The sequence below is a fragment of the Agarivorans sp. JK6 genome (genome assembly GCF_045277145.1).
Lineage (GTDB): Bacteria > Pseudomonadota > Gammaproteobacteria > Enterobacterales > Celerinatantimonadaceae > Agarivorans > Agarivorans albus.
In genome coordinates this window covers 241,720-254,236 of sequence record NZ_CP113525.1, presented here as the reverse complement: position 1 = coordinate 254,236, position 12,517 = coordinate 241,720, and the positions used below count along the sequence as shown (strand labels likewise).

The following is a 12,517-nucleotide window of genomic DNA, read 5'->3' as shown; positions in this document are numbered from 1 at the left end:
AAGGGCTTAAGCCGCAAACTTGGCTAAAAAAAGCTGAACAAAAGCTGATGTTTTTTTGAACTGAATCACATTAAGTGCTAGACTCCCGCCCCATTTCCTTTCGTTCTTTATTGGATCCTAAGAACATGTTTGAATTTCCTAAATTTCGGGGAGCAACAGTCAAAAATGACTTACTCTCCGGTTTAACGGTTGCGCTAGCTTTAGTTCCTGAAGCAGTTGCCTTTGCCTTTGTTGCCGGCGTAGAACCTTTAGTAGGTTTATATGCAGCATTTATGGTGGGGTTAATTACCGCTGTAATTGGTGGCCGCCCAGGTATGATCTCGGGTGCAACTGGCGCGCTAGCAGTAGTAATGGTGGCCTTGGTAGCAGATCACGGTGTGGAGTATTTATTTGCCACCGTGGTTCTCATGGGTATTTTGCAGGTCTTAGCCGGGGTCTTCCATTTGGGTAAGTTTATCCGCATGGTGCCACACCCGGTAATGCTAGGCTTTGTAAACGGCTTGGCCATTGTGATTTTCTTGGCTCAGCTTGGTCAGTTTAAAGTGCCCAATGCCTTTGGCGAACTAGAATGGATGCAAGGCAGCCAGCTTTGGATCATGCTAGGTTTAGTGGCTATCACCATGGCAGTTATCCACTTCTTGCCTAAGCTTACTAGCGCAATCCCTGCTTCATTGGTGGCGATTGTGGGTGTTACCGTAGCAGTGCAGGTATTAAACTTAGATACCCGCACAGTGGTAGATTTTGTGCGCGGTATGACCGGTGACGCTAACGCAACTATTGCTGGCGGTTTACCAAGCTTCTCGATCCCAAGTGTGCCATTCAACTTAGAAACACTGAAAATCATCTTCCCTTATGCCATCGTACTGGCGGCTATCGGCTTAATTGAGTCACTACTAACCTTAACCGTAGTTGATGAAATGACCGGTACTCGTGGACATGGTAACAAAGAGTGTATTGGCCAAGGTGTGGCTAACGTAACCACTGGCTTCTTTGGTGGTATGGGTGGTTGTGCAATGATTGGCCAGAGCATGATTAACATTCGCTCTGGTGGTCGTGGCCGCTTATCAGGCATCACCGCAGCATTAGCACTACTGGGTTTCATTCTATTTGGTTCTTCACTGATTGAGATGATTCCTCTTGCCGCTTTGGTCGGTGTAATGTTTATGGTTGTGTTAGGCACCTTTGAATGGGCCAGCCTGCGCATGATTAACAAAGTGCCTAAAGCTGACTTCTTTGTGATTGTGCTGGTATCTGTAGTCACCGTATTCACCGACTTAGCGGTAGCGGTGGTAATTGGTGTAATCGTATCTGCGTTAGTATTTGCATGGAACCACGCTAAGCACATTTACGTAACGACCACTAGCGTAGATGACGACCATAAAGTTTATGAGTTGGATGGCCCCTTGTTTTTTGGCTCAACGGCTAACTTCTTAGAGCTGTTCAATCCAGCTAACGATCCAAAAGATGTAGTGATTGATTTTGCCAAGTCGCGAGTAAGTGATCACTCAGCGATTGAAGCCATCGATACCTTGGCAGAGCGTTACGAAAAAGCCGGTAAAACTCTTCACCTTAAGCACCTTAGCCCAGAGTGTCGTAAACTGCTGACTAAGGCAGGAAGCGCGGTGGAAGTTAACTTAATAGAAGATCCAAGCTATAAAGTGGCCACCGACACGCTCGACAACTAAGCCTATCAGTAACTAAATCTAAAGCCGCTACTCGTTTGAGTTAGCGGCTTTTTTGTGCCCTTCATGCTAAGTTATCAATAGGTTTTTTATCTAAAGGCCAAACGGTGACGAATACCTACTTATCCGACTTAGGGTTGCTCATTTATGCCTTGCTAATTGTCGCGGTGGCGCTGCAAGTAATGCTAAAGCGGCGGCCTGTGGGAGTTACTTTAACTTGGCTACTGCTGATATTTGCACTGCCACTAGTAGGTATTATCTGTTATCAACTGTTTGGCGAACGTTACCTAGGGCGACTGCGAGCCAAACGTGCTCGCCTAATGGAAACTAAGTACAAACAAAGCGTGCACCTGTTTAATCGCTCCCCTCACGTAGTTAAACAATCCTGTTCCGATGTAGCGGAGCCGCTGAATCAACTTACCCGCCGCTTACTGGGTTTACCAATTCTAGGGGGGAATCAACTGACTAACTTCGAAGACTCTCTGGAAACGTTAACCCAGCTCACTAAAGACATACAGCAAGCAAAATCTAGCATCTACATGGAATTTTACATTGTTCAGCAAGGTGGGTTGCTTGACCCTTTACTTGAGGCCCTAGCCGAAGCAGCTCAACGAAAGGTGAGTGTTTACTTACTGGTAGATTCGGTTGGTTCGAGTGAATTTCTTAAGTCTAGCGCTTCATCTCAGTTATTGAATGCCGGCGTAAATGTGGTAGAAGCACTGCATGCCAACCCAGTGCGCATGTTGTTACAACGTATCGACTTACGCCTACACCGAAAAATTGCAGCGATAGACCAACAAATTGCTTATACCGGTTCAATGAACTTAGTCGATCCACGCTTTTTTAACCAACAGCGCGGCGTCGGACAGTGGATAGACCTCATGCTAAGAGTAGAAGGCCCTGCAGCTTTGAACCTACAAGCGGTAGTTGCCTACGACATAGAAATGGAAACCGGCGAAGCACTTATCGAACAGCTTGATTTACTTTCTACAACGGCTTCGGTAGGCCAACAACGAATGCAAATAATGCCATCAGGGCCGGGTATTTTTGGCGACCACATTATTCAGCTGCTACTTACCTCGCTATACCTCGCTAAAAAACAAATAGTGCTCACCAGCCCTTACTTTGTGCCTGACGAAAGTTTACAAATGGCGCTGGTTACCGCGGCCAGCAGAGGCGTTGAAGTAAACCTGATCCTACCCGCTAGGAACGATTCATTTTTGGTCCGCTACGCAAGCCACTCTTTCTACCAGCAGCTACTAAATGCCGGGGTAAACATCTACAAATTTAACGGTGGCTTGTTGCACACTAAAAGCCTGTTAATAGACCAACAAGTTGCTCTAGTGGGAACAGTAAACTTAGATATGCGAAGTTTGTGGCTAAACTTTGAGGTGACTTCGATAATCGATGACAAATCCTATGCTGAAGATCTAGATCGCATCATGCAGCATTATCTTCAACAAAGTACACGTATTAATGCACTCGCTTGGCGAAAACGGCCAATTTACCGTCGGCTATTAGAGAATATCATCCATATATTCAGCCCATTGCTATAGAAGTCGACAATCAAAAGCTCTAGTCGGACCAACTCAAAAACGCATAAATATGCGCTATCATTCATTTCCGCCCACACTATTCCAAACCCTCTCGAATAGCTAAAAATGTCATGCACCTCCCAGAAAGGCTAATGGCACTACAATATGCCAATAAAATGAATAAGGCTTTCATAACACCAAATATGCGCTAGGACACAGTTATAGACAATAACCACCCATAAAAAGTGACTAAATTCATAAAAACCACTCTAATTGATAAAAATATAACTATGGTGAATAACTAGCCTTGCTAGACATTTAAGGGACTAATTAGGTTTACTTGTGAGTTATCAACAACCCAGTGCAATTGCTCCTAGAAAATTGCAATTATCAGCATCGTCAGTAAAGCAACTAGCTATACAGCATCAAGCGGACGAACTCGCGCAACGTTACCAACGTTACTTTCAAGCCAGTATTGCGAGCAATCAGGAAGAGGTAACCAAAATCTATCAATTACGGCATCGTGTTTACTGCGAAGAGTTTCAGTTTGAGCCAAGCAATCACCAGCAAATGGAGCGCGATGTTTACGATAGTTATTCCCATTACTGCCGAGTTCAGCACCTTAACTCCGGTTTAGATGCTGGATGCCTAAGAATGGTTAGCCCCAGCAAGCAGCAAAGCATACCTTTGCTAGACACCGGCCAATCAGTGATTAGTCATCAAGAGCTACACCCCGATAACTTTGCTAAAGAGAGCATTTGTGAAGTATCGAGGGTGGCCTTAGACACCCAATTTCGTCGCCGCAAAATCGATCTCAAAAATGGCGCTGCGCCAGCTGGAGCGGGTTTAAGCGCATTTAGCCAAAAGGAACTGCGAACCTTTCCTTATATCACTATGAGCTTGTATTTAGCGGCATCAATTGTTGCCGAGCAGTGCGGAATAAAACATGCGTACGTAATGGTTGAGCCCAAACTTGCTCGAAGCCTTTCTATGTTCGGCATTAAAATGACCAGAATTGGGCCAAATATTGATTATCACGGCATCCGCGCGGCTTACCATATTACGGTCGAACGCTTCCAAGAGCACTTACCGCTACTATATCAACCTTTGTTTGAACTAATAAAACAAACGGTCAACTCCAGCCCTGCACTATTAGCGAGCACTAATCAGTTAGATGCAGTGGGCCAGAATAGATAGTTACTTCAGGTATAAACATGCAATAAAAAAGGCAGCCTAGGCTGCCTTTATAAATCTTAGCTCACCTTAAGCTTTAGGCGGGCGAGATGCACGTTTACGCTCGTTTTCAGTTAAGTGACGTTTACGAATACGGATATTCTCTGGCGTTACTTCTACCAACTCATCGTCGTCAATAAACTCAAGCGCTTGCTCAAGGGTCATTACGATTGGCGGCGTAAGTACTTGCGCTTCATCGGTACCAGATGCACGAACGTTCGTTAGCTGCTTACCTTTCAAACAGTTTACTGTTAAGTCGTTGTCACGAGCGTGGATACCCACAACCTGACCTTCATATACTTCATCAGCATGCTGAGTAAACAAACGGCCACGCTCTTGAAGATTAAACAAGGCGTACGTTAAGGCTTTACCGGTTGCATTAGAAATAAGCACACCATTTTGACGTTGACCAATTACTCCACCTTTGTGTGGACCATAATGATCGAACGTATGGTAAAGCAGACCAGAACCAGAGGTTAAGGTCATAAACTCGGTTTGGAAACCAATCAAACCACGTGACGGGATCATAAAGTCCATACGAATACGGCCTTTGCCATCTGGCGCCATGTCAGTTAGCTCGCCTTTACGCAAACCAAGCTGCTCCATAATGCTGCCTTGATGCTCTTCTTCAACATCAATAGTCACTACTTCATAAGGTTCTTCTAACTGACCATCTACAGTGCGCAGAATTACTTCTGGGCGAGACACCGCTAGCTCGAAGCCTTCACGACGCATGTTTTCAATCAAAATGCCTAAGTGAAGTTCACCACGACCAGAAACACGGAACTTATCTGGATCATCAGTTTCTTCAACACGTAGCGCAACGTTATGCACTAACTCTTGTTGTAAACGCTCAAGAATATTTCGAGAGGTAACGTATTTACCTTCTTTACCAGCAAACGGAGAAGTGTTTACTTGGAAAGTCATGGTTACGGTAGGCTCATCCACTGACAAGGCAGGCAATGCTTCAACATTGGTTTGATCACAAATGGTGTCTGAGATTTTTAACTCGCCTAAACCAGTAATAGCGATAATGTCGCCTGCGTTAGCTTCGGTTACTTCATGGCGATCTAGGCCTAAATAACCTAATACTTGACCTACTTTTCCGTTACGGGTTTTACCATCGGCACCCACAACCGTGATTTGTTGGTTTGGTTTAACACTGCCGCGTGATACACGACCAACACCAATAACACCAACATAAGAGTTGTAATCAAGCTGAGAGATTTGCATTTGCAAACCTTCGCCTTCTTTAGCTTCAGGTGGAGCAACGTTATCAACGATAGCTTGGAACAAAGGCTCCATGTTATCAGTTTCTACGCCTTCTTCTGAGCTAGCCCAGCCGTTTAACGCAGATGCGTAAACCACTTGGAAATCTAACTGGTCATCGGTAGCACCTAAGTTATCGAACAAATCAAATACTTGGTCCATTACCCAATCAGGACGAGCACCTGGCTTATCGATTTTGTTGATTACCAGAATAGGTTTTAAACCTTGAGCGAATGCTTTCTGAGTAACAAAACGGGTTTGCGGCATTGGGCCTTCTTGGGCATCTACCAACAACAATACAGAGTCAACCATAGATAAAACACGTTCTACCTCACCACCGAAGTCGGCGTGTCCAGGGGTATCTACGATATTGATGTGGTAATCGTTCCACTCAATCGCCGTGTTTTTTGCCAAAATGGTAATACCACGCTCTTTTTCAAGATCGTTTGAGTCCATTACCCGCTCTTCAGCATCACCACGCGTTTGTAGGGTTCCAGATTGCTGCAGTAATTTGTCTACCAGGGTAGTTTTCCCGTGGTCTACGTGAGCAATAATGGCGATGTTTCTTAACTTATCTAGCACGGCTTTCAGCCCTTTTTATTGTGAGGTAAAAGTAAAAAGTGCGCCATTGTACATATAAACGGCAAATTCTCATAGTTTTAAGTTGATCACGGTTTTTCCGCTACCCAATTAGGGTATGATAGCTAAGGCCAAAAACTCACTGCACCAAAATGGACAAGAATAGCACCAACAAAGTGCAAAGCTCTGCACTAAATTGATGCCTAATCAATTTTTAGCCATTAAAATCAGCACCTTATGTGTTGGCATAGTTTTAGCTTGATGCAACACAACCACGATTATTCGTATAAATAACTATTAAATCGATTGAACCATCAATTTTGATGACACTGGAGGTTAAAAACATGTCTGCAGAAGTTTTAGCTTTGCTTAAAGAGCAAGAAGTTAAATTTGTTGACCTACGCTTTACTGATACTAAAGGTAAAGAGCAACACGTATCTATTCCATCTCACCAAGTTGACGAAGATTTCTTCTCAGACGGTAAAATGTTTGATGGCTCTTCAATCTCAGGTTGGAAAGGCATTAACGAATCAGACATGGTATTGATGCCTGATCCAGCTACTGCTGTATTAGACCCATTCACAGAAGAAGTTACACTAAACATCCGTTGTGACATTCTAGAGCCTTCTACAATGCAAGGTTACGACCGTGACCCACGTTCTGTAGCTAAGCGTGCTGAAGAGTACATGCGTTCTACTGGTATTGCTGACGCAGCATACTTTGGTCCAGAGCCAGAGTTCTTCTTGTTTGACGATGTTAAATACAAAACTGACATGTCAGGTTCTATGTACAAAATTGATGCTGATGAAGCATCTTGGAACTCAGACAAGCACTTCGAAGACGGCAACACTGGTCACCGTCCTGGCGTTAAAGGCGGTTACTTCCCAGTAGCTCCAGTTGATTCTTCACAAGACCTTCGCTCAGCAATGTGTCTAGTTCTTGAAGAAATGGGTCAAACTGTTGAAGCTCACCACCACGAAGTAGCTACAGCTGGTCAGAACGAAATCGCAACTAAATTCAACTCTATCGTTGAAAAAGCCGATGAAACTCAGGTTCTTAAGTATGTTGTTCATAACGTAGCTCACGCTTACGGTAAAACAGCAACCTTTATGCCTAAGCCAGTTGTTGGTGATAACGGTAGCGGTATGCACGTTCACCAATCAATTTGGAAAGACGGCGAAAACTTATTTGCTGGCGACCTATACGGCGGCCTATCTGAAACTGCATTGTTCTACATTGGCGGTATCATCAAGCACGCTAAAGCTATTAATGCTTTTGCTAACGCTTCAACTAACTCTTACAAGCGTTTGGTACCAGGCTTCGAAGCACCAGTTATGCTAGCTTACTCAGCGCGTAACCGTTCAGCGTCTATTCGTATCCCAGTAGTACCATCGCCTAAAGCGCGTCGTATTGAAGTACGTTTTGCGGATCCAACAGCCAACCCATACTTAGCATTCTCTGCAATGTTGATGGCTGGCCTTGACGGAATCAAAAACAAAATCCACCCTGGCGACGCTATGGACAAGGATTTATACGACCTACCTGCAGAAGAAGCGGCTGAAATTCCACAAGTGGCAACTTCACTTGAAAATGCACTAGCGAACCTAGATGCTGACCGTGAATTCTTAACTGCTGGCGGCGTATTCAGCAACGATTACATCGATTCTTACATCGCATTGAAATCTGCTGACGTTGAGCGCATCAACATGACAACTCACCCACTTGAGTTCGAATTGTACTACAGCGTATAAACAAAACGTTACACGGCTTAAAAAACCCGCTTTAAAGCGGGTTTTTTTATTGCTTTTCAATACGTTTTTGCCCACCTTTAGCAAGTTGAATGGAGGAATTATCAATGAGCAAATGGTTTGCTATAGCTTTATTAATCAGTGGCGCAGTCTTTGGTACCCAAGCTGCTGACAAAATTTACCAATGGGTTGATCAGGATGGTGTAACGCATTTCTCAGACCGCCCTCAAGTTGGCGCTACTGAACTCAAGGTAGATGTTGCTCCGCCAGCCACTGAAGGCCCTATTGTTACGCCTCGTACTCCCTTGAAGAAAAAACAAAAGCCGATTCAATATCAAGTTAACATCACTAGCCCGAGCCATGAGCAAACCATTCGTGATAACGAAGGCAAGATCTCAATCAGTGCTAGCTCTACTCCACTTCCCTTAAACAGCATGGGCTACAAATTGGTGCTTGATGGCGTACCTCAGGGGCAAATCACTAAAATGGGTAGCTTCCAGCTCACCAACATTGATCGCGGCGCCCATACAATTCAGGTGCAGCTAGTTGATGATTCAGGCAAGGAAATTGCATCGTCTAAGCCCATAACCGTATTCTTGCACCGCGCTAACGCATTTGGCGCTGGAGCGGCCGCAGCAGGGGGAGGCTAATTAGTCACTCTCTGCTTTTTGAGGCTAAACTCAGTGCAGGAGCACCAAAGTGGTGCGCATCATTCAGGAGAGAGTAGTGTTAGATATTTCTGGGCTCGAGCGCTTAGTATTGGAAAATCAAGTAACTGCCATAGTGCTGCTTGATGCAGAGCTAAAGATTCAATACGTTAATGCTTCAGCTGAACAACTACTCGGTCAAAGTGCTAAGCGGCTTATAGATGAGCCGCTGGCCACCCAAGTAAAACACAGCTCACTGGACCTTAGTAAACTAGGCACTGTGTGTAGCTCTGGGCAAAGTTTTACCGATAATGAAGTGACCTTGGTTTTCGATAGTCATCATGCGCTGGTTGAGCTTTCTGCTACGCGTATCAACAACCAAAACCAAAATTTACTCATGCTGGAAATGCGTGCTATTGGCCAGCAGAAGAAGATCTCTCAAGAACTTTATCAACACGCCCAGCAACAAGCAGCTAAAGAACTGGTTCGTGGCTTAGCCCATGAAATTAAGAACCCACTTGGCGGCTTGCGTGGGGCGGCACAGCTACTAGAAAAAGAGTTAGTTAACCCAGAGCTAAAAGAATTCACCGGCATTATTATTGAGCAAGCTGACCGTTTAAGAAAACTAGTTGATCGTTTGCTTGGCCCACAGCGTCCAGGCTTGCATGAACTGCACAACGTGCATTCAGTACTCGAGAAAGTACGCCAGCTGGTTAAGCTTGATCTACCAGAAGGCATTAGCGTTGAGCGTGACTACGACCCTAGCATTCCAGATTTTGAGATGGACCATGAGCAACTGCTACAGGCTTTCCTCAATATTGTTCAAAATGCGGTTCAAGCCTTGGGTGATAAAGGCGGGAGTATCAACATTATTACCCGTACCGCTCATCAAGCAACAATTGCCGGCCAGCGCTTTAAATTGGCCGCAGAAATAAGAATTATCGACAATGGACCAGGCATTCCAACCGAACTGCTCGATACCCTATTCTATCCAATGGTAACGGGGCGCGAAGGCGGTACCGGTTTAGGTTTGTCTATTGCACAAAATTTAATTAATCAGCATAAAGGGAAGATTGAATGTGCCAGTTGGCCAGGTCATACCGAATTTACCATTCACCTTCCTCTCAGACGTTAAGGAAGTACTAACATGGCAGCAACAATATGGGTCGTTGATGACGACAGCTCCATTCGGTGGGTGTTAGAAAAAGCGTTAAAGACTGCGGGTTACGACTGCTTGAGTTTCGCCGACGGTGAAATGATGCTTCAGCAGTTAGATTATGAACAGCCCGACGTAGTGATCTCAGACATTCGCATGCCTGGTATGGACGGTTTGAGCTTATTGGAAAAGATCCAAAGCCATTTCCCAGAGATGCCGGTTATTATTATGACCGCCCACTCAGACCTAGATAGTGCAGTAAACGCTTATCAGCGCGGCGCTTTTGAATACTTACCTAAGCCCTTTGATATCGATGAAGCGGTGGCCTTAACCGAGCGTGCAGTAACGGTTTCTCGTGAGCAAAAAGGTAATAAAGCGAATAACAAACCTAGCTCGCCAGCACCAGAAATCATCGGCGAAGCACCTGCAATGCAGGAAGTCTTTCGCGCCATAGGACGTTTATCTCGCTCGAGTATTTCGGTGCTGATTAACGGACAATCAGGTACCGGTAAAGAGTTGGTAGCCCACGCGTTACATAAACATAGCCCTCGAGCCAGCGGCAGTTTTATTGCGTTAAACATGGCGGCCATTCCAAAAGATCTTATTGAATCAGAGCTATTTGGCCACGAGAAAGGCGCGTTTACTGGCGCCAACAACATCCGCCATGGCCGTTTTGAGCAAGCCAATGGTGGCACCTTGTTTTTGGATGAAATTGGCGATATGCCGCTAGATATTCAAACCCGCTTGTTGCGTGTTCTAGCCGACGGGCAGTTCTATCGCGTAGGTGGCCACTCACCAGTGCAAGTAGATGTACGAATCATCGCTGCTACCCACCAAAACCTCGAGAAAAAAGTAGCCGAAGGCGACTTCCGCGAAGACTTATTCCACCGCCTAAACGTAATTCGTATTCACTTACCGTCGTTATGTGAGCGCCGTGAAGACATTCCGGCTTTAGCTAAGCACTTCTTAGAAATAGCCGCAAAAGAATTAAATGTAGAAAGCAAATTACTACACAAAGATACTCAACGCTTTATGATGCAGTTAGCGTGGCCAGGTAACGTTAGGCAACTGGAAAACGTTTGTCGCTGGCTAACGGTAATGGCCAGTGGCCAAGAAGTGCTGCCAGCAGACCTGCCGCCAGAATTGAGCCAACCAGTGGTGGCAGAAACAGGCGAGACAGCCGATGCTAATTGGCGTTCGCTGTTAAAAAGCTGGGTTTCTCAACAGTTAGTCTCCGGCCAAATAGACATTCTTGGTGAAGCGATGCCCGACTTTGAGCGAATCATGCTAACTACCGCGTTAGAGCATACTCACGGTCATAAACAAGAAGCTGCTAGGCTTCTGGGTTGGGGGCGCAATACTCTTACCCGTAAACTTAAAGAGCTAGACGTAGAAGCCTAGAGCGCGACTAGCAGCAAAAAGGAGAACAATGAGTTCTCCTTTTTTTATGAGCGCTTACAACTACCGATGTTGTTAAGCCTCCACCAAAGGTGCGCTTTTATAGCTGCAGGCTTTTTGCGGACAAACTTCTCGCTTACCAGCTGCCGTTTTCTTTAAGATCAATAGCTTCCAACCACAATCCGGGCAAGGCTTGGCGATAGGCTGGTCATTCACTGCATAGGAGCATTTAGGGTAAGCGTTGCAGGCATAAAACGTTTTACCATAGCGCGATTGTCTCGCGGCTAGCTTCCCATTATTGCATGATGGGCAGTTTATTTCAGGCGTGCTTTGTGCCTGCGGTTGAGCCGATTCAATATGCTGACAGCTAGGAAAAGTGCTACATCCAATGAACATGCCGTAACGCCCTTGGCGCAGCATTAACTCTTCACCGCATTCTGGACACTCAGTCCCAGGCAGTACTTTATCCAAAGAATGATCTTGCTGGTGCAAAGCTCGGCTATAGTCGCAGCTCGGATACTGGCTGCAGCCTAAAAAGGGACCTGATTTACTATTTCGATGCTGCAGCTCACCACCGCATTTAGGACAAACATCGTATTCTTTTTCTAAGGCGTGTTCGTGGGCAGAAAATAACTTTGGATCTATCTTTGACATGCTGACACCTCGTTAAACTTTGCTAAGCATAACAAAATGGCGCGAATAGGCTATTGATTCGACGCAAGCACAGCCTTTATCGAAGCAATAATTGGTGCACAGCCCTAATTGCAGCGCACCTTTTATCGTTGAGTCAGTGTTTAATGCAGCGGACCATCACCCAAATCGAATAATAACTCTTCCATTTGCTGATAAGCCGATTCACTGCCTGGAACATTAAATAGCACCATTAAAATGACCCATTTTAAGTCTTCCAGTTCTAACTCTGGTCCATCAAGTTCCATTACGCGGTCAATTACCATTTCGCGAGTTTCCGCATTAAGTACCTTCATCTGCTCTAAGAACAGTAAAAAGCCTCGGCACGGTACGTCCAACTTGGCGATTTCTGGTGCGGTATACACCCGTAATGAGGGAATCTCAGAAGGATTTAAATAAGGCTGTTTATCGCTATCTTGCAAAGCTGCAAGCTGCTCCAACCAATCTAGTGCCTTATAGATTTCTTCTTTATGAAACCCTGCGCGACTGAGCTCTTCTGTAAGCTCATCGTGATCCATCAACAGCTCTACATCACTATGAATGTAGGTTTCGAACAGATACATGAGGATATCAAACATAG

The 12,517-nt window shown here is 45.2% G+C and carries 10 protein-coding genes; 7 read left to right on the top strand and 3 right to left on the bottom strand.

Annotation, left to right across the window (positions count from 1 at the left end; translation table 11 throughout):
* Window positions 1–125: 125 nt before the first annotated feature.
* The 3 genes from OV592_RS01185 to OV592_RS01175 all read left to right on the top strand — a co-directional run bounded on the left by OV592_RS01185 (window position 126) and on the right by OV592_RS01175 (window position 4,414).
* On the top strand, window positions 126–1,685 hold the full coding sequence (locus tag OV592_RS01185; RefSeq protein WP_016399890.1) for a SulP family inorganic anion transporter: 1,560 nt from the start codon (window positions 126–128) through the stop codon (window positions 1,683–1,685).
* Window positions 1,686–1,789: 104 nt separating this feature from the next.
* Entirely contained in the window at window positions 1,790–3,238 is a 1,449-nt protein-coding gene (gene cls / locus OV592_RS01180) for a cardiolipin synthase (protein WP_406610128.1), read from the top strand.
* 321 nt (window positions 3,239–3,559) lie between these two features.
* Window positions 3,560–4,414, top strand: a complete 855-nt coding sequence (locus OV592_RS01175) for a PEP-CTERM/exosortase system-associated acyltransferase (protein ID WP_406610127.1) — start codon at window positions 3,560–3,562, stop codon at window positions 4,412–4,414.
* A gap of 66 nt (window positions 4,415–4,480) precedes the next feature.
* On the opposite strand, the gene typA is transcribed toward OV592_RS01175, so the two are convergent.
* Window positions 4,481–6,301, bottom strand: coding sequence for a translational GTPase TypA (gene typA / locus OV592_RS01170; RefSeq protein ID WP_016399893.1), 1,821 nt, complete (start codon window positions 6,299–6,301; stop codon window positions 4,481–4,483).
* A 341-nt stretch (window positions 6,302–6,642) separates the two neighbouring features.
* On the opposite strand from typA, the gene glnA reads away from it, so the two are divergent.
* The 4 genes from glnA to glnG all read left to right on the top strand — a co-directional run bounded on the left by glnA (window position 6,643) and on the right by glnG (window position 11,250).
* Complete coding sequence (gene glnA, locus OV592_RS01165) at window positions 6,643–8,049, top strand: glutamate--ammonia ligase (protein ID WP_016399894.1); 1,407 nt, start codon at window positions 6,643–6,645, stop codon at window positions 8,047–8,049.
* A gap of 104 nt (window positions 8,050–8,153) precedes the next feature.
* The gene (locus OV592_RS01160) at window positions 8,154–8,696 is read left to right on the top strand and encodes a DUF4124 domain-containing protein (protein WP_406610126.1); all 543 of its coding nucleotides are present in this window, start codon (window positions 8,154–8,156) and stop codon (window positions 8,694–8,696) included.
* Window positions 8,697–8,772: 76 nt separating this feature from the next.
* Window positions 8,773–9,828, top strand: a complete 1,056-nt coding sequence (glnL, locus tag OV592_RS01155) for a nitrogen regulation protein NR(II) (protein WP_406610125.1) — start codon at window positions 8,773–8,775, stop codon at window positions 9,826–9,828.
* Between the two features lie 12 nt (window positions 9,829–9,840).
* Entirely contained in the window at window positions 9,841–11,250 is a 1,410-nt protein-coding gene (glnG, locus tag OV592_RS01150) for a nitrogen regulation protein NR(I) (protein ID WP_016399897.1), read from the top strand.
* Between the two features lie 72 nt (window positions 11,251–11,322).
* Here glnG and OV592_RS01145 read toward each other — a convergent pair whose 3' ends face one another.
* Together OV592_RS01145 and OV592_RS01140 are read right to left on the bottom strand one after the other, a co-directional pair.
* The gene (locus OV592_RS01145) at window positions 11,323–11,901 is read right to left on the bottom strand and encodes a type I DNA topoisomerase (protein ID WP_406610124.1); all 579 of its coding nucleotides are present in this window, start codon (window positions 11,899–11,901) and stop codon (window positions 11,323–11,325) included.
* A gap of 140 nt (window positions 11,902–12,041) precedes the next feature.
* Window positions 12,042–12,515, bottom strand: coding sequence for a DUF494 family protein (locus OV592_RS01140; RefSeq protein WP_016399899.1), 474 nt, complete (start codon window positions 12,513–12,515; stop codon window positions 12,042–12,044).
* Between the last annotated feature and the right edge of the window lie 2 nt (window positions 12,516–12,517).

Coding starts and splice junctions, on each gene's coding strand:
- OV592_RS01145 (WP_406610124.1), bottom strand. CDS start 11,901: ATGTCAAAGATAGATCCAAAGTTATTTTCTGCCCACGAACACGCCTTA.
- glnA (WP_016399894.1), top strand. CDS start 6,643: ATGTCTGCAGAAGTTTTAGCTTTGCTTAAAGAGCAAGAAGTTAAATTT.
- glnG (WP_016399897.1), top strand. CDS start 9,841: ATGGCAGCAACAATATGGGTCGTTGATGACGACAGCTCCATTCGGTGG.
- OV592_RS01140 (WP_016399899.1), bottom strand. CDS start 12,515: ATGTTTGATATCCTCATGTATCTGTTCGAAACCTACATTCATAGTGAT.
- OV592_RS01160 (WP_406610126.1), top strand. CDS start 8,154: ATGAGCAAATGGTTTGCTATAGCTTTATTAATCAGTGGCGCAGTCTTT.
- OV592_RS01185 (WP_016399890.1), top strand. CDS start 126: ATGTTTGAATTTCCTAAATTTCGGGGAGCAACAGTCAAAAATGACTTA.